This window comes from Kribbella sp. NBC_00889 (assembly GCF_045207705.1).
Taxonomy (GTDB): domain Bacteria; phylum Actinomycetota; class Actinomycetes; order Propionibacteriales; family Kribbellaceae; genus Kribbella.
On the sequence record NZ_CP108783.1, the window covers coordinates 6,837,723 to 6,862,775 of the forward strand.

Annotated in this window: 24 protein-coding genes and 1 riboswitch; of the genes, 13 read left to right on the forward strand and 11 right to left on the reverse strand. The window is 68.7% G+C overall.

Translation table 11 applies throughout. The annotated features are described in order from the left end of the window. Positions 1-30: 30 nt before the first annotated feature. The 3 genes from OG817_RS33475 to OG817_RS33485 all read right to left on the reverse strand — a co-directional run bounded on the left by OG817_RS33475 (position 31) and on the right by OG817_RS33485 (position 5,000). Positions 31-1,296 (reverse strand): alpha/beta fold hydrolase, encoded by a 1,266-nt coding sequence (locus OG817_RS33475; protein ID WP_406048736.1) that lies wholly within the window; start codon positions 1,294-1,296, stop codon positions 31-33. A gap of 168 nt (positions 1,297-1,464) precedes the next feature. Then, entirely contained in the window at positions 1,465-4,206 is a 2,742-nt protein-coding gene (locus OG817_RS33480) for an AAA family ATPase (protein WP_406048738.1), read from the reverse strand. 41 nt (positions 4,207-4,247) lie between these two features. Further along, positions 4,248-5,000, reverse strand: a complete 753-nt coding sequence (locus OG817_RS33485; protein ID WP_406048739.1) for a DinB family protein — start codon at positions 4,998-5,000, stop codon at positions 4,248-4,250. Positions 5,001-5,076: 76 nt separating this feature from the next. Here OG817_RS33485 and OG817_RS33490 point away from each other — a divergent pair, with 76 nt between their 5' ends. Together OG817_RS33490 and OG817_RS33495 are read left to right on the forward strand one after the other, a co-directional pair. After that, on the forward strand, positions 5,077-6,480 hold the full coding sequence (locus tag OG817_RS33490; protein WP_406048741.1) for a PLP-dependent aminotransferase family protein: 1,404 nt from the start codon (positions 5,077-5,079) through the stop codon (positions 6,478-6,480). A gap of 95 nt (positions 6,481-6,575) precedes the next feature. After that, positions 6,576-7,070 carry a hypothetical protein gene (locus OG817_RS33495; RefSeq protein ID WP_406048742.1) on the forward strand — a complete coding sequence of 165 codons (495 nt, stop codon included), beginning with the start codon at positions 6,576-6,578 and terminating at the stop codon, positions 7,068-7,070. An 85-nt stretch (positions 7,071-7,155) separates the two neighbouring features. Here OG817_RS33495 and OG817_RS33500 read toward each other — a convergent pair whose 3' ends face one another. After that, the gene (locus OG817_RS33500; protein ID WP_406048743.1) at positions 7,156-8,112 is read right to left on the reverse strand and encodes a DUF5937 family protein; all 957 of its coding nucleotides are present in this window, start codon (positions 8,110-8,112) and stop codon (positions 7,156-7,158) included. 75 nt (positions 8,113-8,187) lie between these two features. Between OG817_RS33500 and OG817_RS33505 the strand changes: the two genes are divergently transcribed. From OG817_RS33505 to OG817_RS33520, 4 genes are all read left to right on the forward strand, one after another. Beyond that, on the forward strand, positions 8,188-9,402 hold the full coding sequence (locus OG817_RS33505) for an MFS transporter (protein ID WP_406048744.1): 1,215 nt from the start codon (positions 8,188-8,190) through the stop codon (positions 9,400-9,402). 11 nt (positions 9,403-9,413) lie between these two features. Further along, the gene (locus tag OG817_RS33510; protein WP_406057564.1) at positions 9,414-9,926 is read left to right on the forward strand and encodes a YceI family protein; all 513 of its coding nucleotides are present in this window, start codon (positions 9,414-9,416) and stop codon (positions 9,924-9,926) included. A gap of 35 nt (positions 9,927-9,961) precedes the next feature. Continuing rightward, a riboswitch (TPP riboswitch) is annotated at positions 9,962-10,078 on the forward strand. Further along, positions 10,069-10,275, forward strand: a complete 207-nt coding sequence (gene thiS, locus OG817_RS33515; protein ID WP_360442968.1) for a sulfur carrier protein ThiS — start codon at positions 10,069-10,071, stop codon at positions 10,273-10,275. Its footprint overlaps the riboswitch before it by 10 nt. Before the next feature lies 1 nt (position 10,276). Further along, positions 10,277-11,053 (forward strand): thiazole synthase, encoded by a 777-nt coding sequence (locus tag OG817_RS33520; protein ID WP_406048745.1) that lies wholly within the window; start codon positions 10,277-10,279, stop codon positions 11,051-11,053. On the opposite strand, the gene OG817_RS33525 is transcribed toward OG817_RS33520, so the two are convergent. Further along, positions 11,050-12,930, reverse strand: coding sequence for a DUF6807 family protein (locus OG817_RS33525; RefSeq protein WP_406048746.1), 1,881 nt, complete (start codon positions 12,928-12,930; stop codon positions 11,050-11,052). The two genes, OG817_RS33520 and OG817_RS33525, sit on opposite strands and share 4 nt — an antisense overlap. Positions 12,931-13,050: 120 nt before the next feature. Here OG817_RS33525 and OG817_RS33530 point away from each other — a divergent pair, with 120 nt between their 5' ends. After that, positions 13,051-14,082, forward strand: coding sequence for a hypothetical protein (locus OG817_RS33530; protein ID WP_406048747.1), 1,032 nt, complete (start codon positions 13,051-13,053; stop codon positions 14,080-14,082). A 29-nt stretch (positions 14,083-14,111) separates the two neighbouring features. Then, positions 14,112-14,501 (forward strand): RidA family protein, encoded by a 390-nt coding sequence (locus OG817_RS33535; protein ID WP_406048748.1) that lies wholly within the window; start codon positions 14,112-14,114, stop codon positions 14,499-14,501. Here the strand turns inward: OG817_RS33535 and OG817_RS33540 are convergent. After that, the gene (locus OG817_RS33540; RefSeq protein WP_406048750.1) at positions 14,498-15,370 is read right to left on the reverse strand and encodes a serine hydrolase; all 873 of its coding nucleotides are present in this window, start codon (positions 15,368-15,370) and stop codon (positions 14,498-14,500) included. The genes OG817_RS33535 and OG817_RS33540 overlap by 4 nt on opposite strands. Further along, complete coding sequence (locus OG817_RS33545) at positions 15,367-16,248, reverse strand: LysR family transcriptional regulator (protein WP_406048752.1); 882 nt, start codon at positions 16,246-16,248, stop codon at positions 15,367-15,369. The genes OG817_RS33540 and OG817_RS33545 overlap by 4 nt, the downstream gene beginning before the upstream one ends. A 117-nt stretch (positions 16,249-16,365) precedes the next feature. Here OG817_RS33545 and OG817_RS33550 point away from each other — a divergent pair, with 117 nt between their 5' ends. After that, positions 16,366-17,292, forward strand: coding sequence for an MBL fold metallo-hydrolase (locus OG817_RS33550; protein WP_406048753.1), 927 nt, complete (start codon positions 16,366-16,368; stop codon positions 17,290-17,292). On the opposite strand, the gene OG817_RS33555 is transcribed toward OG817_RS33550, so the two are convergent. Next, a complete protein-coding gene (locus OG817_RS33555; RefSeq protein ID WP_406048754.1) occupies positions 17,282-18,031 on the reverse strand; it encodes a GNAT family N-acetyltransferase in 750 nt (249 codons plus the stop codon). The genes OG817_RS33550 and OG817_RS33555 overlap by 11 nt on opposite strands. Before the next feature lie 52 nt (positions 18,032-18,083). Further along, positions 18,084-19,493, reverse strand: a complete 1,410-nt coding sequence (locus tag OG817_RS33560) for a PLP-dependent aminotransferase family protein (RefSeq protein ID WP_406048755.1) — start codon at positions 19,491-19,493, stop codon at positions 18,084-18,086. A 74-nt stretch (positions 19,494-19,567) separates the two neighbouring features. On the opposite strand from OG817_RS33560, the gene OG817_RS33565 reads away from it, so the two are divergent. From OG817_RS33565 to OG817_RS33575, 3 genes are read left to right on the forward strand one after another with little or no spacing between them, the layout of a single operon-like run. Further along, the gene (locus tag OG817_RS33565; protein WP_406048757.1) at positions 19,568-20,854 is read left to right on the forward strand and encodes an FAD-binding oxidoreductase; all 1,287 of its coding nucleotides are present in this window, start codon (positions 19,568-19,570) and stop codon (positions 20,852-20,854) included. A 16-nt stretch (positions 20,855-20,870) separates the two neighbouring features. Then, positions 20,871-21,236, forward strand: coding sequence for a DUF1622 domain-containing protein (locus tag OG817_RS33570; RefSeq protein ID WP_406048758.1), 366 nt, complete (start codon positions 20,871-20,873; stop codon positions 21,234-21,236). Positions 21,237-21,243: 7 nt separating this feature from the next. After that, complete coding sequence (locus OG817_RS33575) at positions 21,244-21,744, forward strand: tetratricopeptide repeat protein (RefSeq protein WP_396391233.1); 501 nt, start codon at positions 21,244-21,246, stop codon at positions 21,742-21,744. Between the two features lie 6 nt (positions 21,745-21,750). Here the strand turns inward: OG817_RS33575 and OG817_RS33580 are convergent, their stop codons facing one another. After that, complete coding sequence (locus OG817_RS33580; protein WP_406048760.1) at positions 21,751-22,218, reverse strand: rhodanese-like domain-containing protein; 468 nt, start codon at positions 22,216-22,218, stop codon at positions 21,751-21,753. Between the two features lie 94 nt (positions 22,219-22,312). After that, positions 22,313-24,196: a Na+/H+ antiporter NhaA gene (nhaA, locus tag OG817_RS33585; protein WP_406048761.1), complete on the reverse strand. Its 1,884-nt coding sequence runs from the start codon at positions 24,194-24,196 to the stop codon at positions 22,313-22,315. Between the two features lie 152 nt (positions 24,197-24,348). Between nhaA and OG817_RS33590 the strand changes: the two genes are divergently transcribed. Further along, a complete protein-coding gene (locus OG817_RS33590) occupies positions 24,349-25,053 on the forward strand; it encodes a GAF and ANTAR domain-containing protein (protein WP_406048763.1) in 705 nt (234 codons plus the stop codon).

The window sequence follows — 25,053 nt, forward strand, 5'->3', positions numbered from 1 at the left end:
TCCTGGCACGAGCGTCCTGACAATTCATGATCATTTCGCGCGGACCGATGAGACGACATCGAGGATCGCTTGTGTGGTGGTGGCGGCGTACTGTTCGTCCGCGACCAGTGCCTCGTGGGTAGCACCATCGATGACGCGGTGCACGCTGTTGGTCGACAAGGTGGCCAGATGGTTTTGCGCTGCTGACCAGGCGGCATCGGATCCAGTACCGGCGGTCAGGACGACCAAGGGCTTGCCTGCGAAGTCACGCAGAGATGCTGCCTGCTGCACCGAGGCAGCTGCCTGGACGTACTCGTCGATCGTGCCGCGAAGAGTGCTTTCGGTCGCGCCGCTGGCGCGTACCTCGTCCCGGGACCGCGGTGGGAGGCTGCCGAAGGAACCCTGGCCGTACAGGCGGGCAAGACCAACTCGAGCCGAGACCGAGACCAGTGCGGAGACACGACCCATGACGTCCCCGGACGATGCTGCCCGAGGTTTCGCCGCCGTCGCGGGTGCGGTGGAGTCGACCAGCACCATTCCGGAGACGTCGGCGGGGTAGCGAGCAGCGAAGGTGAGCACGTAGAGGCCGCCGAACGAATGGCCCGCCAGCACGTAAGGACCTGGGACGTGTCCACGCTGAAGCAACGTGTGCAGGTCGGTCGCTACCTGCAAGCCGTCCTGGGCCGTGTCAGCAGGCTCGCTCCATCCGCGGCCCGCACGGTCGTAGACGCAGACCCGGGTATCACGTGCGACGGCCGGCGCGATCCACCCGAGATTCGAAGACATCTCGCCACCGCCCGCTTCGAGCACGACCGTGGGAGTGCCCGAGCCGGTGCAGCTCAGGTGCAGGCTGTGTCCGCCAACGTCGATCAACTGACCGGGCATCGGGTACGCCGTGGCATCCGCGGCTTCCCGCAGCGTCTCGTAGCCACCGCCGATCGAGGCAAGAGCCAGCATCGCGATCACGGGGTAGAGCAGCCAGCGTTTGCTCGGGCTACGAAGCTGGCGACGGATGCGAACGATCATCCAGATCGCCAACACCAACAGCATGGGAGGCCAGATCCAGCGAAGTACGTCGTACGCCGGGGAGCCGAACGTGACGAGGACGAGACCCCCCAGTCCCATGAACAGTGCGGGAGCCGCGGCCCAGCGTTGTGGCTGATCGGTGAAGCGCACCGACAGCACGGCCAATGCGGCCCAGCCGAGGGCGAATCCGCACAGGACTGCGCCGGTGACCTCGCTTTGCTCTGGCGCGATGAACGGCGCAGCGACGAGGAGTAGGGCAGCGAGGAGTCCGCCGCCCAACGAGCCGACCACGATCCAACCAATGCTTGCCCTTCGCCTGCGAGGGCCGGTGGACTGTGACGCCGGGTGATGCGGGTGGGTCTGTGTAGTCATGATGTCGAGCTCCTGAGTGAGGTTCGGTGGTGTCTCCACCGTCCTCGTCAGGCCAGGGCCTCGCGCCGGCCAAATGACCGGGTTCGATCAACTGAGCCCGAGTTGAGCAAGCTCTCCGCGCGAGCTGACCCCCACTTTGGCGAAGACGTTCCGCAGGTGGAACGCCACTGTGCGTGGGGAGACCCAGCACTGAGCGGCGACGTCCTTGTTCGACAGTCCCGTGCTGACCAGTTGGGCGATCTTCGTCTCCATGGGTGTGAGCCGCAGCAGTGTGGATGGGTCACGCTTGCGAGCGGTCTCCCCCGACGCCCGCAGCTCCTGCGCGGCGCGGGCGGCCAGCGGCTGCGCGCCCAGGTCGGTGAAGGTTTCCAACGCGGATCGCAGGTGGTTGCGTGCGTCGACGCGACGATTGGTGCGACGCAGGAACTCGCCGTACAGCAGGTGTGTTCTGGCCTGGTCGTAGGGCCGGACCGCATGCCGGTAGTGGCCGAGGGCTTGCTCGTAAAGCTCTGCCGCCGGTACGGCGTCCGCGCAGAGCGCCCGCCCGAGGTCCACAGCGGCCTGTGCCCAAGGACGGTGTGTCGCGGTGGCGAACGACGCGAGTTCGTCCACCCACGCCCGTGCGAGCACAAGATCGCCAGCTCGCGCCGCCGCTCCAACGCGGTCCACCGCGGCCATCCGCTGGAGCACCGGTAGACGCATCGCGCCCAAGTGGTGCAGTGCCGCGGCAGAGTCTCCCTCGGCAGTGGCCCTCGTGCCCTTGGCCCAACGCATGAGGTCGTGCACGGGGTCGGTCAGGATCCCCAACGAGTACGCCGCGACCACTGCGTCGAGTTGTCCGAGGTGGTGGTCGTAGTCGTCGGTTCCGGCCAACGCAGCGAGCAGCGTCAACCACGCCAGCGGTGCGGCAGTCAGCGTGGGTTGACCGACACCGCGCGCCAAGGTGAGTGCTTCGTCGACCGAACTGCGCAGCGCAGCCCATTGGCCGGCGAGGAGTTGGGCGAACGCGAGCCGTTCCAGCCCGTAGATCACCGCCATGCCTGCACCGCTTTCGCGAGCGCTGGACACCATGGTTGCGTAGAAGAAGTGCGCTGCCTCGTCGTCGCCGAGGCTGAGGGCGGTGTTGCCGAGGTTGCCCAGTACGTCGAGGTCTTCGATCTGGCGCCCAGCCTGCACGGCCCGCTCGAGGGTGGCCGCCGCCTCCGACCAATCACCGGCAGCCGAGGCGCTGAGGGCGCCAAGGAGTAGTTGCAGGCACCGAGTGCGCGGCAGGTCAGCCGAGGTCGCGGTCAGCAAGCGGGTTTCGGTGCCGTCGGCAAGGGTTGCCCCACTGTCCCCGCCGTACGCGCGCGTGAGTGCGGCCGCGACCGCCATCTCCAATGCCCTGCTCGGGTCCAGGTCCACGGCGGCGCGCGCTGCCTGGACAAAGATGCGATGCGCATCGCTCGCAGAACCCACGTTGACCTCGATGCGCGCTCGCAGCCGGTCGATGTCGGCTCGCAGCAAACCATCGCCAGCGAGCTGCCGGGCCGAGGCAGACAGCGCCCGGGCACGAACCGCCTGCCCGGAGGCCCACGCGTTGCGGGCGGCCGCGAACAAGCGCATCGCGTGCGGCTGCCCGTCGACCGTCAACGCGGCAGCTCGCTCGAACGCGGCAGCAGCCGCGACGTACCCGCCACGCTGCTCAGCGCGGCTCCCGACCTGGTACAGAGCCTCGGCCAGCCTTTCGTCAGGCCCTTCGGCCGCCGCGGCAGCATGCCAGGTTGCCCGGTCGGGGTCATCGTCGCGCAGCGCATCCGACAGTGCCAGGTGCGCACGACGGCACGCGAAGCTGGTGGCCGCCTGGTACACCGCAGAGCGAACCAGCGGGTGCCGCACGGCAACGGCGTCACCGGTGACTGTCAGCAGACCGGCCCGCTCGGCGTCCTCCCACGCGTCGATCTGCGCACCCAGACGGCTCGCCGCTGCCCGCACGGTGTCAGCCCGGCCGGTGTCGTCTGCCGCCGCCACCAACAGCAGAGTCTGTACGTCGTTGCTCAGGCGGCGGCACCGGTCGAGGAAGGCGCGCTCCAGGCCCGCGGTCAGTGTCACTCGCTGCGGCAGCGGCGCCGCGCCGTACAACTGGGCGGGACTCAGAGTGGTTGGCAGCTCCAACAACGCGAGCGGGTTCCCGCCACTGTCGCGAACCAGCCGATCGGCGACCTCGTCTGGCAGAACGTCCGGGCTGCGCTGGCCCAGGAGTTGACGGGCTGCTCCCTCCTCGAGACCACCGAGCTCGAGCACGGACAGGCCCTGCGGACTGAAATCCGGGTCGCCGGTGGTGTAGCGGGCAGCGAACACCATCACGACCGGGTCAGCGTCCAGTTGACGGGCCGCGAACAACAGCGCGTCCGCCGACGCGGAATCGAGCCACTGCGCGTCGTCGATCACGCACAGGAGAGTGCCGCCCTCGACTGCGTCGGTCAGGACTGACAGAGTCGCCATCCCGACCAGGAACGGTTCGACCGGTGGCCCGTCTTCAAGCCCGAACGCCAACCGCAACGCGCGTGCCTGAGGAACCGGTAGCCGCTCGTAATCGACCACAGGGCGCAGCAATCGGTGCAACGCAGCGAACGGCATCGGCGACTCGGATTCCACACCGGTGGTACGCAGCACCCGTAGCGCGTCAGCATCCGGAACCGCTCGCTGCGCCAAGACGAGATCCTGCATCAGGGCGGACTTGCCGACCCCCGGCTCCCCCAGCACAACCAGCACCCCTGCGCGCCCCGCCCGCGCCCGCTCCACGAGCGTTGCAAGCTCGGCCCGCTCCCGCTCGCGGCCGTACAGCACCTGCTCACGGTACTACCGCACCTGAACAGCCAGCGGCTTCCTCAGCTGCCGGCCTCGATCGTGTTGAGGTCGCGGACGGCGTAGCGGTGGTGTTCCCATTCCTCTTGGAGGATTACGTGCAGGCAGGAGAGGACGGTCTCGGGGTATTCGGGGGCGTGCGGGTTCTTGCGCGCCTCCGCCAGCGAGTCCGGTGTCACCGCGGCCACGAAGTCGCGCACCATCGCGACGTGGCCCGCGCGGACCTCGAGGACCTCGGCGTACGTCGGTTCGATCGTGGTGAGGGCCGACGTGTCCGCGCCATCGTTCTTGGTGGCGGTGTCCATCTGACCGATGGGATGGAACGGTTGTGCGAGCTCGAGGATCGCCCGACCGAGCCACACGTCGGTGGCGTGAACCAGGTGGCGAAGGGTCTGGGCGAACGACCACTCGCCGTCCACCGACACGTCGACAGTGCCGGCCGGCATCGCCGCGGCGCGGTCCACTGTCGCCGCCCAAGTGCGCTCGAGTGCATCCCAGGCCTCGCGCAGACCGTCCGGATCCTCGGCACGCCGGAGCTCGCGGCCGGGGAAGCGACGGTCGAGCTCGGCCTCGACGTACGCGATCACGTCGACACCGTTGACGCGGAAGAAGCTCTCACCGTCGGCGAGCCACGGCGCGTCGATGTCCGCCTTCCCCACGTCCACACCGCGCATCACCACGCCGGACAGGTCAGACTCCGCGAACCGCGCACCGTGCAGATCCGCCCCGACGAACTTCGCGCCCCTCAGGTCGTCGGATTGGGTGAAGGTTGCCATGAGGTCTCCTCGTCGAGCGCCTGGTGCCGGTGGCGAGAGGTTAGCCGTTGAGCCGGGCAATGGCGAGAATGCGGACATGGATCTGCATCTGCATCTGGGCAGGGAGGGTGGGCTGGCCGAGCAGATCTATGCACAGTTGCACGAGCGGATCCGAACCAACGCCTTACCAGCGGGGACCGTGTTGCCGTCGTCGCGGGAGCTCGCGGAGCGGTTGTCGGTGTCGCGGGCGACGGTGGTTGCGGCGTACGAGCGGCTCGCCGCGCATGGCCTGATCCGCTCGCGGGCCGGGATCGGAACGTTCGTCACCGGGGAACGTGTCCCCGCCACACCCGCGCCACCCGCGTCTCCGCTGCGGCCACGGGCGCTCTGGAGCGCCGAGCAGTTCGCCGTACCGGGTCTCACCGTGGATGCCGAGTTCGACTTCGCGCCTGGTATCCCTGGGCGGACCCAGTTCCCGTTCGCACGGTGGCGAGCGTTGATCAATGATCAGCTGCGCACTCGGACCGACGTGAACTACGCCGACCCGGCGGGCTCGGCCCGGCTACGTGATGCGCTCGCGCGACATCTGGTCGTCAGTCGCGGTGTCCGGATCGCGCCGGAGCAACTGGTCATCACGACGGGTGCGCAGCAGGCGTTCGACATCGCCGCGCGCGTCCTGCTCGAACCGGGCGACACGGTGGCCATCGAAGATCCCGGCTACCTGCCGGCGTACCGCGGATTCCTCGCGCATGGAGCGCGTGTCGTCGGGGTGCCGGTCGACAGCGAGGGGCTGGTTGTCGATCGGCTTCCGGCCGAGACACGGTTGGTGTACGTGACGCCGTCGCACCAGTTTCCGCTCGGCATGCCGCTGTCCGAGTCACGCCGTACTGCGCTGCTCGCGTGGGCTGCCGAGCATGACGCGGCGATCGTCGAGGACGACTACGACTCGGAGTTCCGCTTCACCGGACGTCCGCTCACTCCCCTGCAGGCGACCGACGCGGAAGGTCGCGTCCTGTACGTCGGTTCCTTCTCCAAGACTCTGTTGCCGGCACTCCGGGTCGGGTTCCTCGGCGTACCGGGCACGCTGGGTGAAGCCGCCCGCCGCGCGAAGTTCGTCGCCGACTACGGCACCGCCGGCCACGTGCAGGCGGCGCTCGCAGCCTTCATCGAGGAGGGCGACCTGGTCCGCTACATCCGGCGGATGCGGCGCTCGTACGAACGTCTTCACGACCTGCTGACCGGAACGCTGCGCGAGGACTTCGCCGATGTCCTCGAGCCGATCGAGTCCAGCGGTGGGACGCACATGGCCGCATTGCTGACCTCCGGACAACCGAGTGACACCGTGCTCGCCGCCCGCGCCCTCACCGCGGGAGTGAACCTCGGGACGATCTCGCGCTGGGGTATCGATCGTCCCGGACCGAACGGTTTCGTCTTCGGGTACGGCGCTGTCCCGGCCGACCTGATCCCGGAGGCGCTGGCCGCGCTGCGCCGCGTTATCTGATCGAGATTGGACTGGCGCAGAACAGCTCGAATCGGCCCCGCCACCGGACCGGCACCGTTCCTAGGCTGCCGCGGACATCCATCACAGGAGGCCTGATGAGATCCCTGCGCATCGCTGCAATCGCCATCGCCTGTGCCGGCGTCATCGCCGGCACATCCCTGGCCAACGCGTCCCCCCGCTGCGAGCAGGTGGAAGCGACGATCTACGACAAGGTCGTCGACGTGGGGTGCCCGGCGCCGACCCAGGTGTGCGTGGCCGGCTTCGTCCGCGGAGAGCACGGCTTCGACGGGACGACCGTGTTCATCCTCGGCTCCCGCGGCGAGCCGCCGGCGACAGCACCCGACCAGCGGCCGGTCACCGGCACGCTTACCTACACCTTCGAGGACGGGGCGACGCTCACCGCACTCGAGACGAGCATCGGGAACGTCAACACAACCACCGGCTCCGGTCACGCCGGCGGCACCCAGCAGTTCACCGGCGGTACCGGCCGCTACGAAGGCGCGACCGGCTACGCCTACCTCGGCCAGCACTGGGAGGTGGACCACTTCGTCACCGAGATCAAGGGCGAGGTCTGCCGCTCGAAGCGATAGCCGGACCCAGTGGCGGGTTGTTTCACCGCTGGCGCGCAACAACCCGCCAGCCGGCACACAACCCGCCACCCGTCACCTGACCGGGTCAGTCGGCTTCGGTGCCGGTGAGGAGGGCGGCTAGTTGGGTGGGTTTGTAGAGGACTTGTTTGCCGGTGCGTTGGGGTTCGACCAGGCCGGTACGGCGGAGGAGCTGGAGCTGCTGACTGACCGCGGAGGGGGTGACCTTGAGTTCGGCGGCGACGTCGGTGGTGGTGCGCGGGTGGGTGAGGAGTTCGAGGATGCGGGCTCGGGCGGTGCCGATGAGTTGGGCCAGGTCGCGGCGCGACGGCGGGTCGACGACCGACCAGAGGGTGGCCTGGCCGCGGGGCGGGTAGCCGAGGATCGGTTCGGCGCCGACGTCCATCGGGATCACGGCATGCGGGCCGAAGAGGGTCGGCTGGAGGACGAGGCCACGGCCGTCGACACTTTCGGTGCGGCTGACATCGCTCACGCGGTCGACCCGAAGCAGGCCGTTCCCGTAGCTGATCGCCGGCCCGAGTTCGTTCAGCATCACGCCCGTGCCTCGCTGGGTGACGACATGCCCGCGATAGCTGATGTCGGCGGTCAGCAGCGTGCGCATCCGATTCCAGTACGGCGCTATCGCGGTCTGCCAGTACTCGCGGAGAGCGTCGACCACCTTCGTCACGCCGTCGGGCCCGGCCAGCTCGGCGGGAACCGCACCGTTGACCGCAACGAGCTGGCGTTCAAAGGTCTCGCGGTCGACCGAGGCGATGAGGTCAAGCTCGTCGCCGATCTGGGTGAGCGGTGACGTCGGACGCGGAGTCAGGAAGTCCGGACTGCCCATCGTGTCGTTGACCAGCCGGCGCAACACGCTGAAGTCCAACGACCCGAGCAGTGGCTGAACCGCCCGGACCCAGGGCAGCTGAAGCGGGAAGCGTCCCGGATCCTGCAACGCCCGCAGCGACAGCACAGTCTCGGCCGCCGGCGAGACCGCGAACCGGACATCCTCAAGGTCCCGCGAGGTCAACTCATACGTGAGCACGCCTGCCCCCTTGTCGATGTAGCCCAATCCTAAATCGTTCGCGGGTCGCTGCGACGCCCCGCGACAGTCGGGGGCATGAGGATCGAGATTGCCGTCGACGCGCGACCGCGCACGACGTTGCTCGGCGTACTGGCCGTGTGCTCGGCGGTCGGCGTCGGGACTGTCTACTTCCCGCAGGCGCTGCTGCCATCCGTCGCCGCGTCGCTGCACGTACCGCTGTCGGACACGGCGCTGGTCGTGACCGCGCCGCAGGCCGGGTACGCCGTTGGCATCCTGACCGTCGTACCGCTGGGTGACACCGGGGCGCAGCGGCGGCTGCTGACCATCCTGTTCGCCGGCGTCGCGGTCTTTGCGATCGCAGCCGCGGCGGCACCGTCGTTGCCGGTCCTGGTGATCGCGTCGTTCCTGATGGGCTGTGCGACGGTGGCATCGCCGGTGATCGGTCCGTACGTCGCGGGTATGACCGGTTCGCGGCGATTGGGCAGCATCAACAGCATCCTGCTCAGCGTGGGCATCCCCGGGATGATCCTGTCGCGTGCGATCGCCGGGTTCCTGGGCGAGGAGTATTCATGGCGGTACGCCTACCTGGGTGCCGCCGTACTGGCTCTGGTGTGCGCCACGGTCGCGTGGACTCGACTGCCCGTGCCGGTGCACGTCGAGCCGGCGGAGTTCCCGCAGTACCTGCGCCGGCCCTTCGACCAACTGAGGTTGCGCAGCGGTCTGCGTCGATCGGCGTTCTACCAGGCCTGTACGTTCGCGGGCTTCACCGGCACCTGGGCGACCTTGGTCCTCGTCCTGCAGGATTCCTTCGGCCTCGGGGCCGGCGCACTCGGCTGGATCAGTCTGGTCGCGATCGCCACCATGGCCGTCGTCCCGTGGACCGGTCGCATCGTCGATCGCCGTACGCCGGATGCCGTGACGGCCTGGATCCTGGTCGGAACTGTTCTCGCCGCCGTACTCATGCTGGGTGCGTACGCCGGTGGTGCGCTGGGACTCACGCTCCTCGTGGCCGGCGTACTCGTCCTCGATGTGTCGATGCAGTCGGGGATGGTCGCGAACGTCACCCGGATGTACCAACTCGACCCCGGCCGGCGCAGCGCCATGAACACGGCGTACATGGTCTGCGCCTACTCCGCCGGCAGCCTCGGCTCCTGGACCGCCGTACGCCTCTACCACGCCCTCGGCTGGTGGACGGTCCCGACCTTCGTCGCCGCCCTCGCGAGCCTCGCCCTTCTCCGCCTGGTCCTGAGGCCTGACAGTTCGGATGGCGGTCTCGTCGTACGTGTATGACTACGACGACGATGTTGAAGGAATTGACTGGGGACTACGCGGTGGATGCGGCGCGGTCGAGGTTGGGTTTCACGGCGCGGCACACGGTTGGGCCTCGGGTTCCTGGGAAGTTCGAGGTGTTCCGTGGGGTGCTTCGGCTGGATGGGGAGGATCCGAGCCGGTCGACGGCGGATCTGACGATTCAGGCGGACAGCATCCAGACCGGCGACCGGCGGCGGGATGCCGCGCTGCGTGAGCACTTCCTCGACGCGGAGACGTATCCGTCGATCAGGTTCAGGTCCACGAAGGTGAGCCAGACCGGTGTGACGACGTTCACGGTGACGGGGAATCTCACGATCCGTGGCGCCACGCGGCCGGTCGTCGTACCGCTGGAACTGACGGGCACCGACGACGGGGTCGCGTTCACAGGGTCGCTTCCGCTGCTGCGCAAGCGCTGGTCGGTGAGCTGGAACGCGGCCGTCAACCTCATGGTCGCCCAGAAACTGGACCTCCACCTGGAGCTCACGGCCAACCGCATCGCCTGAGCCTGGGTTGTCTCGATCGCCTCTGGTGGTTAGTGTCGAACTGCCGCGGGAGCTCGCACCGGAGCGGGCTGAGAGGGCGACTGTGTACGGCGTCGCCGACCGCTGAACCTGAATCGGGTAATTCCGGCGTAGGGAGGAAGCGATGCAGGAATCCGTCTGGGTGAACGGTACAGAGACCACGGTCGCACCGGGGAAGTCCGTTGCCGACCTGATCCAGGAGTACTCCGACCGCACCACCGGGATCGCGGTCGCTGTCAACCAGACCGTGCTCACGCGCAGCGAGTGGGCCGGTACCACGCTCAAACCGGGCGACCGGGTCGAGATCGTCAGCGCGGTACAGGGCGGCTGACATGGACGACGCACTGGAGCTCGGTGGCCGGACGTACACCTCGCGTCTCATCATGGGGACGGGCGGTTCGGCCAACCTGGAAGTGATGGAGGAGGCATTGCTTGCCTCCGGCACCCAACTGACCACGGTCGCGATGCGCCGGCTCGGCACCGGCCACGAGGGCTCGGTCCTCGACGTACTGGCGAAGCACGGTATCGAAGTGCTGCCGAACACAGCCGGTTGTCACACCGCCGCGGAGGCCGTGCTCACCGCGCGGATGGCGAGGGAGGCCTTGCAGACCGACCTGATCAAGGTCGAGGTCGTTGCCGACGACCACTTGCTGATGCCCGACCCGGTCGAGTTGCTGGATGCCGTGGACACCTTGGTGGCCGACGGTTTCACCGTGCTCCCGTACACGAACGACGACCCGATCCTCGCCCGCCGCCTCGAGCAAGCGGGATGTGCGGCGGTGATGCCGTTGGCGGCGCCCATCGGTTCCGCGCTCGGGATCCGCAACCCCCACAACCTCGCGCTGATCGCCGAGGCCGCGAACGTCCCGGTGATCGTCGACGCCGGAATCGGTACGGCGAGCGACGCGGCGCTGGCCATGGAGCTCGGGTGTGACGCAGTCATGCTCGCCACCCCAGTCACGCGCGCGGAGAAGCCTGCCCTGATGGCGGCCGCGATGCGCGACGCGGTCGCCGCCGGCCGCGCCGCCCGCCTAGCCGGCCGGGTCCCCCGCCGCTGGCACTCCGCCCTCGCGTCCTCCCCGGTGACGGGCATCGCGTCCTTCGGCTAAAGCAGGCGACCCATCAGGGTGCGGGCTTGGGACAAGTCCAGCGGGTGGTCGAGGAGCAGTGCGCTCAGGGAGAACGAGACCGCCTGCTCTGGCTGCAGATCCAGGGCGCCATCCCAGGCCAGAGCAGGACCGGCACCGACGTAGTCCTCGGAGCGTAGGAACCACGGACGGACATCACCCGGCTGGAACAGAAGCAGCGTGGTGAAAGCGTCGGCGCGTTGCTGGATGAAAGCCAGCCAACGGCTGGTCGATCCGTAGGCTGCGTCGGTCCCCTCGCCGGAATCGCTGAGGACAGTTGTGATTTCGACCGTTGGAAGGCGCCAGAAGATACCGCCGTACCCGGCGCCGGCGCGGCCCGTGGTGGCCGGGCTGTCGATGCGCACCGGGCCGTAGCGGGCGGTGAAGATGCTCTCCCAGTCGAGGCGCCAACCGCCTTCGGCCAGCGCTCCGCGGAGGAGCCGGCGCTCCGCGAGTTGCGGGCGGCCCTGTTCGTCGTACCAGGTCACCTCGTCGGTCAGGGTGTTGCCGTCGACGCTGACGCCACGGCTGCGTTGCTGACCGTGGTTCGGGAGCAGCGTCGGTCCGCGGTCCGGGAGGAAGGTCCGTCCGCCCCAATGCGACGTACCGTTGACTCCGGCAACGGCCAGCGAGACACCGTAGTGGTGCCGGTGATCGACCGGGCTGACCTCGGTGAGCGGGTGACCGCCGAGCGTCCGCACGGGATGCAGGTAGGGCCGAGGCGAATGCACCTGCGGCATTCGCCGTCCGAACTCGTAATGCGCGAGCGGCAAGGAATCGCCGCCGAGCACGAACCTGTCCCCCTGCTGCTGCCATCCGACCCGCTCACCCGGAGCATCCCCGGTCGGCTGCGTTGCCTGCGGCACCGGACCCGTGCTCGCCCGCACCGCCAGCCGAAGATCCGGTACGCCGTCCACTTCGGCATCCGCACCGGAGATCGCGGCGTACAACCGACGCCAGGCCAGCTCCCCCAGCTCCTGCTGCGGGACCCGCACCGTCGTCAGCGAAGGTACGGCGAACCGCGACAACCCGATGTCGTCCATCCCGGCGACCGACACATCGGCCGGTACGGCGACGCCCACTTCGTTGAGCCGGGCAAGCAACCCGAAGGCGACCAGATCGTTGAACGCGACAACGGCCGTCACGCGGGACTCCAGCACCCGCTCGACCGCGGCGTACCCGTCCTCGATCGACCAGCCGCAGTCCAGCCGGACGAGCTCGAGATCCGGGATCTCCCGCTGCACGATGTCCAGCGACCGCAGCCGGGCCTGGTTGGACGCACTGGCCGGCGGACCGGCCAGGAACGCGAGCCGACGGTGCCCGAGACCGACCAGGTGGTTCACCACGATCCGCACCGCGCGGCCGTAGTCGACCGCGACGCTGGCGACCTCGGCCGGGCCTGGCCGGTTGACCAGAATCACCGGCTGGACCTGCGGCAGCAGTTCGAGCAGGCTCTCCTCGTCGAGCCGCGGCGACACCATGATCAACGCATCGCAGCGTCGGCGCGCCGCAAGAGCGATCCCCGCCTCGGCGGCCGGGTCCTCGTCGGTCTCGGCGACCAGCACCCGGTAGCCGGCCGCGGCCGAGGCGTTCGTGATGCCACGCAGGACCTGCTGGAACAGCGGGTTGGCCAGATCCGGGACGACCAGCGCGACCATGTTGGTGCGGCCGAGCGACAGGCTGCGGGCCAGATCGCTGGGCCGGTAGTTCAACCTGTCGGCGGCGGCGCGAACGCGTTCGGCGATGTCCGGGGCGACGGTCAGGCGCCCGTTCATCACCCGCGAGACGGTCGCCCTGGACACCTCCGCCGCCCGCGCGACATCGGCGATCGTGATCGAGTCCTTCGGTGTCCTGCCCATGCGCCGTCTTCCGTTAATCCCCGCCCGGTTGGGAAACCGCCTTCCGAAGCCTATTCGAGCCTCGGCCACTGTGTTACCTTCTCAGGAAAGAAACCGGTTTCTCAACCCCTGTGAGGTGGCGTGAGACCCAGTGCACTGGGCGGGTACGACGACTGGCCGGACTTCGTCCGGGACACCCTGCCACTGACCGGGGACGAACTGACCACCAAGGTCGCCGGACTGCTCGGCGTACCGGAGCCCGGCGCCGTGCCCGCAGTGCGCACCGTGGACGAGTGGCAGGCGGATGGCGTCCACACCAGTGAACTCCAGTGGACCACGCCGTTCGGACCGCCGACGCGTGCGTGGTTGCTCCGACCGGCCGGGCGAGCGCCGCGGGCGGGCCTGCTCGGTCTGCACTGCCATGCCGGGGTGAAGTCGATCGGTGCCGAGCGGCTGGTCGACGTACCGCGGCCCAGCCGGGTCGCGGTCAGGGTCCGCGCGGACCTGTACGAGGGTCAGGCCGCCGCCGGTGTGCTCGCCCGCGCGGGCTTCGTGGTGCTGTGTCATGACACCTTCGCCTGGGGTTCCCGCCGCTTCGAGCTGCCGGCCGAGGACGACGAGTCGTACGACGTCGCCGCGGCCGTTCACGAGCACACGGTGGCGAAGGCTGCCGGGATTCTCGGTACGTCGCTGGCCGGCATGGTCGCGTACGACGACCTGACCGCGCTCAGCGTGTTGCGCGGAATCGACGGCGTGGAACAGGTCGGGGTCTTCGGCTTGTCCGGCGGTGGTGGCCGCGCGGCGATCCTCACCGCGCTCGATCCCGGCATCGAAGCGTCGGCCGTGGTCTGCATGATGACCACCTTCGCCGGGCTCATTCCGTCGTACGTCGACGTCCACTCGTGGCTGTTCTCGACTCCCGGCCTGGCCCGGCACCTCGATCACCCGACCCTCGCCGCCGGCCGCGCCCGCCACCAGCAACTCGTCGTGTACGCCGAGGACGACGAACTGTTCAGCCCGGCCGGCATGCACGACGCCGACCGTGAACTCACCGAACACTTCCACTACGGCCCCGGCAGCTACGAAGGCGTCTGGCTCCCCGGCCGGCACCGCTTCGACGCCGGGATGCAGCGACTCGTCGGCGACTTCCTCGCCAAGGCGTTGTATACCTGAGTGCGGACCAACCGACTCTGGAGGAACTCTTGAGCAAGCTCTCACACCCGCAACCGGAAGGTGTTGCCCCAGGCAACGGTTACAGCCATGTCGTGACCGGCCCCGGACAGTGGGTGGCGATCGCCGGGCAGGTCGCACTGGACGCCGACGGCGCGTTCGTCGGCGTCGGCGACCCGGCCGCCCAGGCGCGGCAGGTGTTCGCGAATCTGGACGCGTGCCTGAAGGCCGCCGGTGCCACCTTCGCCGACGTGGTCAAGCTGAACTTCTTCGTCACCGACATCGCCTACCTGCCGGCGATCCGCGCTGCCCGCGACGCGTACGTCGACACCACCAACCCGCCCGCGGGCACCGCGGTCCAGGTGGTCGCACTCTTCAGCCCCGACGCCCTGCTCGAGGTCGAGGCCTACGCGATCGTCTAACGCAACAGGTCGACGGCGACCCGAGCGGCCTCGCCGATCGCGGCGTCGACCCTGGGCTGGCGGAAGTCGCCGCGCGCAGCGAGCGTGAACACGGCGATCGCAAAGGCAGCGCCGCCCGGCAGCGTCACGACCGCAACCTCATGCCGCAAGGCTCCGAACGTCCCGGTCTTCCCCGCGACGCGTACGCCGTCGTGCGGGAAGCCGGACGCCAGCCGGTGCATGAACAGTTGCCGATGCATCGTCGCCCGGACGAACCCCGTCTGCTCCTCCGAGAGCAACTCCCCCGTCCACAACCCCCGCAGCAGTGTCGTCAGGTCGCGCGGGCTGCTCGCCGACGCGTTCGCCGCCTCATAGACGCCGGCCGGATCGGTCTGATCGTTGTCGGCCAGTACGGCGAGTGCCGCGTCCGGATCGTCCACCCCGGTCCGGCGCTGCAGGTCACGCAGGTTGCCCGCGGTCCCCCGTCGTACCCAGGTTCGTTTCAAACCGAAGGACTCCAGTAGCTCCGCCAGCCGTTGCAGACCGACCACATCCAGCAACGCGTCCGCGGAGGCGTTGTCGGACACGGTCATCATCGACACCGCCAGGTCCCGCAGCGACATCGTCACTGGGTCCGCCAGGATCGACAACCCGGTCGGTCCGGCCGTCCGCGTCGACGGGTCCAGCGTCAGCTGCCGCCGCGGATCGACCTCGCCCAGATCGACCAGCCGGCAGAAGCCCGCGAGCAACGGCACCTTGTAGACCGACGCCATCGGCACGACGGTGTCCGCGTCGACCTCGACCGTCGAATCCGGCGAGTCGAGCGCGACAGCGTGCATCCAGCCGCGAACGCCGGCGTCCTCGAAGACCGCGCGGATCCGGGCGCTCATGACGCCACCATCGCATCGGTCAACTGAGCCATCACATCCGCCGGGCGGAGGAACGGCGTACGCGTCCGGGACCACACCAGGCGCAGTCGCACCGGGAGTGGATTGTCGACAATGCGATGCCTGCCGACTCCAGGCGCCGTGAGCGAAGGATCCGCGGTCACCACAATTGCCTGGCCCGCAGCCGCCATCGCGAGCCCGGCCCGCTCGTCCGTGACCACGACCGTGCCGCCGTTCGGACGATGCAGCGCGAGCGTGTCCAGGAACAGATCCCGAGCCGCTGGCGCCTCGGCCCGCGGCCGGACGGCGATCGGCAGGCCGGTCAACCGCCGGAGCGCGACCTCCTCCCCGTCGTTCGCACCGAGTGCCTTCGGTGCGAGTGCCCACGTCGGCAGCAACGTCACCGGCCCAGCCTCGAGCCCATCGAGTACGGCGGGATGCAGTACGGCGGCCAACGTCAACCGACCCGCGGACACCTGACCTACGAGCGAACTGGTCGGCGCAGAAACCACAGTCACCCGGCTCCCCGGAATCGCGGCACCACAAGCCGCGGCCACTGCCGCACCGGCCGACGGCGGGACCTCCGGCGCCAGCCCGAGCCGGATCTCGGGTCCTTCTGGATCACGCGACACCGCGGCCTGACGCAGTTCCTCGATCGAGGTCAGCGCGCGGCGGGCGTACGGCAGCAACGCAGCGCCGGCCGGCGTCAGTTCGACCCGGCCCTGCCCGCGCTCGAACAGCTTGGCGCCGACCAGTGCCTCCAGCCGGCGCAGCCCCTGCGACAGCGGCGGCTGGGTGATGCCGACCACCCGGGCGGCGTCGCCGAAGTGGTGCTCCTCGGCCAGCGCGATGAAGATCTGCAGATGCCGTTCGGTCAGCATTGACCGAGCTGACCTGCGGCGATATCTCCAGACAATCGATTCATGCGCAAGAGCATATTCGACAGGGTCCGCGGCCCTGGCCTTGACTGAAGCCCCAGTGCGACGAGAGGAGACAGCGTGAAGGTGAGTCGTCGAGGCATGCTGACCGGCGCGGCTGCGGCCGGAGCCACCGGGGTGATCGGAATGGCTACCCGCAGCGAAGCGGCACCGACAGCGAGCGCACCCACGGACCGGACGCCGGTCGAGTTCACCTGGCTCGGCACCCACGCGTGGCAGATCCGGTGCGGCGAGCACATCGTGCTGACCGATCCGTGGCTGACCCGCTTCGAGACCGGGACGTTCACAACCGACGGCGTGAACCCCAAGACCAGACTGGTGATCGACGAGGCCGTGATCGATCGCCACCTCACCGCGGCCGACGCGATCCTCGTGCACCACGGGCACTACGACCACATGGCCGACGTACCGTACGTCGCGCAGAAGACACAGGCGACGGTCCTCGGCACCCAGTCGCACGTCAACCTGCTGCGGGCGATGCGGACGCCGAACGACCTGCTGTCACCTGTGCGCGGCGGTGAGTACCTGGCGTTCGACGGCTTCACCATCGAGGTCTTCCCCTCACTGCACTCCTGTGGCGGGAAGCGGCACGACTACGCCTTCGCGGGCTACCGCCTCGACGCCGTACCGCCCCGGCCGCGGGTGATCGAGGACCTGGTCGAGGGCGGCACGCTCGCGTACGTGATCACGATCGGCGGCCTGCGCATCCTCAGTCTGAGTACGGCGAACTTCGACCCGAACGCACTGCGCGATCTCGAGGTCGATGTGGTCCTCGCCGCACCAGGCGGCGAGCCCGGCATCACCGACCGACTGCTCCGGACGATCAAGCCGGTGCGCACGGTGCTGGCGACACACTGGGACGACTTCGGCAAGCCGATCGATCAGCCGGCCGTGCCGTGGACCGACCTCACCCCGCTGCGTACCTCGGTCGAGCGCACGGGGGCGAAGTTCGTCGTACTGGAGTTGCTGGGGAAGGTCACGCTCTGACGCGGTAGTGGTACTGCGAGACCGTCCGGAAACCGAGGCGGTCGTAGAGGGCACGGGCCGGGGTGTTGGCCTCGACGACGCAGAGGAAGACGCGCTCGACACCCCGGTTCGTTGCCTCCTGCAACAAGGCGCGGATGACGGTTCGGGCCAGGCCCTGGCGCCGAAAGCCTTCGTCGACGGCCAGGCAGTAGAGGCCGGCCCAGTCGTCGACGAGCGCGAGCCGGCCGATCGCCTTGGCGTCCTCGGCCGCACCTGGCAGGACAGCGTAGAGCGCACGGCCGCGCTCGAGGATCTGCTGGGCGGACGCCTGCTCGGCCGGACCGCCGCCGCGACCGTCGACAGCCCACCAGCACTTCATCCAGCGATCGCTGGGCACCGAGGAAATATTCACGTCGGCGTCCGACTCGGGAAGCTTGGCGAGGACGTCGGCGATCTCGGCGCACTGCACCAGCGTCGGGTTACGGACCTCGTAGCCGCGCGCCTCGAGCTGGGCGTCCAAGTCGGTCGGCTGGGCCGCCGGGCTGATCTGGAACGACGGCGTGATGCCGTGCGCCTGGTACAGGTTTTCCACATAATCCAAGGCTTTTCCGAGGTCGAACGGCGCACCCGCGGGCAGCACCGAGTTGGCTCGGAGGGTGACACCGTCGTTGCGTCGAACCAGCCAGCCGTCCAGCTCGGTGCTGTGCGCGGCAGGCCAGCCCTGATTCATCAGATTGTCGATGCAAGCAGCGGTTATCACCCGTCCGAGCCTAGAACCACTCGGATCAAATTGCAAGAGACTGGAAGTTTATTCATCGACTGCGTAAGGACCCGATCGCGTCCACGAGCAGGTCGATGCCCTCGACAACAGCCTTCTGGGTCAGCCCGCCGTACCCGAAGACCAGTCCGGCCGGCCCCCGCGACGCGACCCAGTACGGCGTCAGTCCGTAGACGCCGAGACCGCGTTCGAGCGCCGCCGCCTGGACGTCGGCCTCGGTCAGATCCGGTGGCAGCAACGTCATCACATGCAGGCCGGCCGAGATCCCGACCGGCACCAGCTCGGGTAGTCGCGCCGCGAGCCGGTCGACCAGCGTGTCCCGCAGCAGCCGGTACCGCGGCCGCATCCGGCGCAGATGCCGATCGAACTCACCGCGAGCCACGAAGTCCGCGAACGCCAACTGGTCGAACACCGGCGACCCGCGGTCGTCCATCAGCTTCGCCCGCGACATCGGCTCGACCAGCCTGGTCGGCAGGATCAGCCAGCCCAGCCGCAACCCCGGCGCCAGTGTTTTGCTCGCCGTACCGGCGTACGCGACCCGGTCCGGCGCTAGGCCCTGCATCGCACCGATCGGCTCGCGGTCGTAGCGGTACTCCGCGTCGTAGTCGTCCTCGATGACCAGCCGATCACCCTCGGCGGCCCACGCCACCAGCGCCGCCCGCGTCTCCGCCGACGCGACCGCGCCGGTCGGGAACTGGTGCGCGGCCGTCACCAGTACGACGTCCGCCCCCGACCGCTCGAGCGCGTCGACATCGATCCCCGACTCCAGCACCGGTACGCCGACCGCCTCGAGACCGGCCGCTCGAGCCACCTCGCGCAGATCGTTGTCGGACGGATCCTCGACCGCCAGACAGCGATAGCCCTGCTCGGCAAGGACCTGCAGCAGCAATCGCGATCCCTGCGCGAAGCCGTTGCAGATCATCATGTGTTCCGGGCGGGCCGCCGTACCGCGGACTCGATTGAGGTAGTCGGCGAGCGCGGTGCGCAGCTCGATCGTGCCGCGCCCGTCGAGATAGGCGAGGCTCTGGTACGGCGTCTCGTTCAGGACCCGCCGGATCGAGCGAAGCCACGCGGCGCGCGGGAACTGCGAGACGTCCGGACGGCTGTAGCGGAAGTCGATCCGCGGCTCCCCGGCCGGCTTCGCGACCGCGCCGTCCGGCTCGACGATCTCCACCGGCGCGACCTGCGTGTAGCCACCACCCCGGCTGACCAGATAGCCCTCCGCGACCAACTGCTGATAGGCCTCGACCACGACGCCACGCGACAATCCGAGGTCGTCCGCCAGCGCGCGGGTCGATGGCATCACGATGTCGGCGCGCAGCAGGCCCTCGCGGATGCGAGCCCGGATCCCGCCTTCGAGCTGCTGATGCAGCGGCACTCCGGCGTCCCGGCGGAGCTCGACCAACAACTCACCGGCGCCTGAACTGGTCCTGATTCGGCTCACGAAACTGGACCTTATCGGAGTACCGCTTCGCTGTCAGGGTGGTGGACACAACCCGCTGCGAAGGAGCCAGAACGATGACCACCCTGCTACGCGCCGGCGACGCCGGCTACGACGAGGCCCGCACCGTCTGGAACGCGATGGTCGACCGTCGCCCCGCCGTGATCGCCCGGTGTCACGACACCGGGGACGTGGTGGCAGCGGTCCGCTTCGCGCGGACGGCCGGACTCGAGATCGGGGTCCGCTGCGGCGGCCACAACATCGCCGGTCTCGCCGTACCGGACGGCGGCCTGATGATCGACCTCACGCCGATGAACGCGGTCCGGTTCGATCCGGACCGGCAACTGGCCTGGATCCAGGGTGGCGCCTTGCTGGGCGAACTGGACCGGGCCGCGCAGGAACACGGTCTGGCGACGACCGCGGGCAACGTCTCGCACACCGGCGTCGGCGGCCTGACCCTCGGCGGCGGGATGGGCTGGCTGGCCCGGCAGTTCGGTCTCGCCTGCGACAACGTGGCGTCGTACGAGGTCGTCACGGCGGACGGCGAGGTGGTTCGCGCGAGTGCCGAGGAGAACCCGGAGCTGTTCTGGGGACTGCGCGGTGGTGGCGGGAACTTCGGGATCGTCACGTCGTTCGAATTCCGCCTGCACCAGGTCGGGACGCGGGCGTTGGTTGCCGAGTTCACCTATCCGGCGTCGGCAGGTTTCCATGTACTGCGGGGCTGGCGGGAACTCAACGCGAACGCACCGCGGGAGGCGACGTTCACCGCGACGATCAAGGCGGACACCGTCACCGTCGGGTACGTGTGGGTCGGGAAAGGCGGCTACAACCTGCTGCCGTCGTTCCGTGCGCTGGGTCCTGTGCTGGATGAGTCCATCGAGGAGATGCCGTACTTGACCTTGCAGAGTCGGGACGACAGCGTGCAGGGACACCGCTACCGCCGCTACTGGAAGGGTCACTACTTCAAGGCGTTGCCGGATGACGCGATCCGTGCGTTGCTGCGGACACCTGGTGTGGCTGCGAGCCTGCAGGCGTACGGCGGTGCGATCGCCGACGTACCGGATGACGATGCTGCGTTCAGCCACCGGGACACGCTGTTCGAGTTCGTCACCGCGACGCGGTGGGAGGACCCGGCGGAGGACGAGGCACGGATCGCCCAGTTGCGTGAGTACGCCGCGACGCTGGCGCCGTACGCGAACGGGGCCTACGTGAACACGCTCAACGGCGACCCGATCAACCGAGCGTTCCCGCCGGCGAAGCTGGCCCGGTTGGTCGCGCTCAAGACGGCGTACGACCCGGACAACGTCTTCCACCTGAACCAGAACATCCGGCCCGGCGAGGCAGCCACCACGGCGGCCGCCTGACTGGTACTTGTGGACGGTGGACTTCGAGGCCGTGTTCGCCGACGTGGCGCGGGTGATCGAGGGCGCCGGCGTGTTCATCATGGCGATCGGCCTCGCGGTCGTCCTGATCCGCTACGTGTACGACGTACTGAAGGGCGGCACGAACACCTACCAGCGCCTGCGCGTCAACCTCGGCCGGGTCATCCTCCTCGGCCTGGAGATCCTGATCGTCGGCGACATCATCCGCTCGATCATCGTCGACACCTCGGCCCAATCCGTCCTCATCCTGGGCCTGATCGTCGTCATCCGGACCGTCCTCAGCTTCGCCCTCGAGGTCGAGATCTCCGGCTCGTGGCCCTGGCAGCAACGCCGCACGCCGCAGGTCCCGCCGGACGCGGCATGATGGAGTGGTGACAACAGAACTGACGCCGGAGTTGGCCGCGACGATCGAGGAGGCGTTCGGCCGGCGGGACCGGTCGAACATGCAGCCGACGATCGACTTCTTCGAGCAATTGCTGACCGAGCATCCGAACAACCCGTACGTGCTGTACGAGGTCGGCGGGTCGTACGACACCGACGGGCAGGAAGCGAAGGCGATCGAGTACTACGAGCGCGCGCTGCCCGGGTTGAGCGGGGAGACGCGACGCAAGTGCCTGCTGCAGTACGGCAGCACGCTGCGCAACCTCGACCGGTTCGACGACTCGCTGGACGTGTTCAAGAAGGCCTGCGCGGAATTCCCCGAGTCGGACTCGCTGCGGGTGTTCAAGGCACTCACCCTCCACGCGGCCGGACAGAAGGACAAGGCACTGGCGTCCTTGCTGCTCGTCATCGCCGACCGCGTGGACAGCGCGGAGATCAAGCGCTACGAGGCCGCCATCCGCGGCAACGCGGACTACCTGGCCGGTCTCTGAGCCCGGTCAGCAAGCGCAGGCGGTCCCGAGCGGGGCGGTGAGCGGATCGGTCGCCCGGCGTTCGATGCCGTCGGCCGTCTCGACCGGCAACCCCTCCCGGGTCCAGTACTCGAACCCGCCGATCATCTCCTTCACCGGGTACCCGAGCCTGGCGAACTCCAGCGCCGCCTTGGTCGCCCCGTTGCACCCTGGCCCCCAGCAATACGTCACCACTGTCACACCGTCGGGTACGACGGACGCCGCGCGGGCAGCGATCTCGCGGGTCGGCAGGTGGACCGCGCCGGGCACGTGACCCTGGTCCCAGCTCTCCTGGCTGCGGCTGTCGATCAGGATCCAGCCTGGGGCCCCGGCACCGATGTCCGCGGCCACGTCGGAAACGTCGGCCTCGAACGACAACCGGCCGGCGAAGTGCGCGACGGCGTCGTCGCGCCCGGCAGCGGGCGTCTGCAGAACAACCGAGGTCAGAACGGTCATGGTGGGCTCCTTAACGCTCATGGGAGCCACCAGCGTCAGGCATCCGCGCCATCTCGCGACAGTGGCAGAAATGCCCTAGCACCACAAGATCCAGTCAGTCCCGGCGACTGATCTTCGCCCGCGCCCGGGCCACATGGATCGCCGCCTTCAGCGTGTCGACGTCGTACGCGCCGTAGTGCCGCTGCCCGTTGATGAAGAACGTCGGCGTCCCGGAGACACCGCTCAGATCGGCCGACTCCACGTCCTGTGCGACCCGGGCCGCCGCGACGTGCCGCTTCACCTCGTCGTGCAGCCGGTCCGTGTCGAGTCCGAGCTGACCGGCGTACCCGAGCAGGTCGGCCGGCTGCAGCTTGTCCTGGTTCGCGAGCAGCAGGTCGTGCATCTCCCAGAAGGCACCCTGGGCGGCCGCCGCCTCCGAAACCTCGGCCGCGATCTGCGCCCGCGCGTGCACGTCGCTCAGAGGCAGGTGGCGCCAGACGTACCGCAGGTCGTCGTCCAGGAGCAGGTCGCGGACGATAGGCTCCGCCAGTCCGCAGTACGGGCACTCGAAGTCGCCGTACTCGACCAGCGTCACCGACGCGTCCTGCGGACCGCGGATGTGGTCGCGTTCGGGATCGACCGGATCGATCAGGTCGACCAACTGCTCCGCGTCGCCGAGGAGCGCCAGCGCCTTCTTCGGTGGCGAGAGCAGCTTCGCGGTCCGGAACACCAGCCAGGTCAGGGCGGACGCCACCACGACCGCCGACAGCAGGCCGAGCTTGGCCTCCACCAACTCCTGCCCCTCGAAGGCAATCGTTGCTATCAGCAACGACACGGTGAAGCCGATACCGGCGATGGTGCCGCTGCCGATCACGCCGGCCCAGCCGACCTGCGGGCGGAAGCGGCCGCCGGTGGCGCGGTCCAGCAGCCAGGACACACCGATTACCGCGACCGGCTTGCCCACGACGTACCCGATCAGGATGCCGAGCGTGATGGGCGCGGTGTACGCCCGGCCGAGGAAGTCCAGGTCGATCGGGATGCCGGCGTTGGCCAGACCGAACAGCGGGACGATCAGGTAGCTGGTCCACGGGTGGTACAGGAACTGCAGGCGCTCGTTCGGTGAGATCGTCGCGGTCAGTCCGACCGTCGCGGACCGCGCCAGTTCGGGCGTCGGCTGCTCGCGGAACAGGCGGACCAGCCCGGTCGCCTGCTCGAGTTCCTCACGCCCCGGCGTGTACGCCGTTGCCGTCAGGCCGATCGCGAGTCCGGCGACGACGGGGTCGACGCCACTCGTGAGCAACGCGGCCCACATGACGACTCCGAGTACGACGTACAGCCAGGTGATGCGGACCCGGTAGATGGCGAGCGTCAGGACGATGGCGAACGCGACGATCGCCGCCGCCAGCATCATCAGGTCGACGTTCTCGCTGTAGACGACGCCGATCACGACCAGCGCGAGGAGGTCGTCGACGACGAACACCGTCAGCAGGAAGATCCGGATCCGATCGGGTACGCCGCGGCCGACCAGGGCCAGCAACCCGAGCGCCAGTGCGGTGTCGGTCGACATCGCGACACCCCAGCCGTGCGCGCCGTCGCCGCCCAGGTTGAAGGCGAGATAGATCAGGACCGGCACGATCATGCCGGCGACGCCGGCCAGCAGCGGCAGAACGAACCGGCTGCGCTCGCGCAGGTCACCGAGGTCGAATTCGCGGCGCGCCTCCAAACCGACGACGAGGAAGAACAGCGTCATCAGACCGCTGTTGATCCACTCCCGTAGGTCGAGACTCAGGACGTTGTTCCCGAGGCCGACGGACAGTTCTGTCCGCCAGAAATCGTCGTACAGCTCGGGGGCGACATTGGCCCACAGCAGGGCGACCACGATGGCCGCGGCGAGGACGCCGGAACTGCCGGCTTCGGTCCGCAGGAAGGCACGCATCGGTGCCGCGAACTCCCGCCGCCAGCTGGTCTGGCCGCTCAGCAGAGCGGAGAAGTCCGTCATGGGCTTCACTGTAGCGTTCTGGGTCCAGCGACCCAGAAAATTCCATGGGCGGCCCGGCTAACATTTTCCGGCCAGGGGGCTGCATCATGTCTCCTGAGGATCACTCCAGCCACGGGGTGCCCGATGGCTCGAGCACGACTGGAGTCCCTGTGATGACCGATCAGGATCTCGCCGCGACGTCGGCGGACGCGTTCGCGCGTCTGGCGATCGAGCTGCACGACGCCCCGGGGGTGGACGAGACGGTCGATGCCGTCGTTCAGTTCGCCCTCCAGGCGCTCAACTGCACTTACGCCGGGGTCGCGCTGTACTCCCGTGGATCACAGGCGGAGATCGCCGCGGTCACCGATCCCGTCGTCAGGGACGTGTACGACCTGCAACTCACTACTCAGAACGGTCCGTTGGTCACCGCATTGCGAGACCGGTCCACGGTCCTGATCCGCGACACCACCACCGCCGACGACCGCTGGCCTGAGTGGGCTGCGAAGGTTGCTGCTCTTGGGGTGCGTAGCGTGCTCGACGTACCGCTGGCCACTGGTGACGCGGCTCGTGCGACCGTCGGTGTGCTTGGGCTCTACAGCCCGTTCCCGGATGCGTTCACGGAGGACGACGAGGCGATCGCCCACATCCTTGCGCGGCATGCATCCGTCGCCCTCGCGTCTGCCCGGCATGAGGAGTCGATGGCGCAGGCGGTCGACGCTCGCAAGCTCGTCGGTCAGGCCATGGGCATCCTGATGGAACGCTTCGACGTCGACGACGACCGAGCCTTCGCCATCCTCAAGCGCTACTCCCAGGACACCAACACCAAACTCCGCGACGTCGCCCAGCAGTTGATCGACACCCGCAAGCTCCCGCGGTAG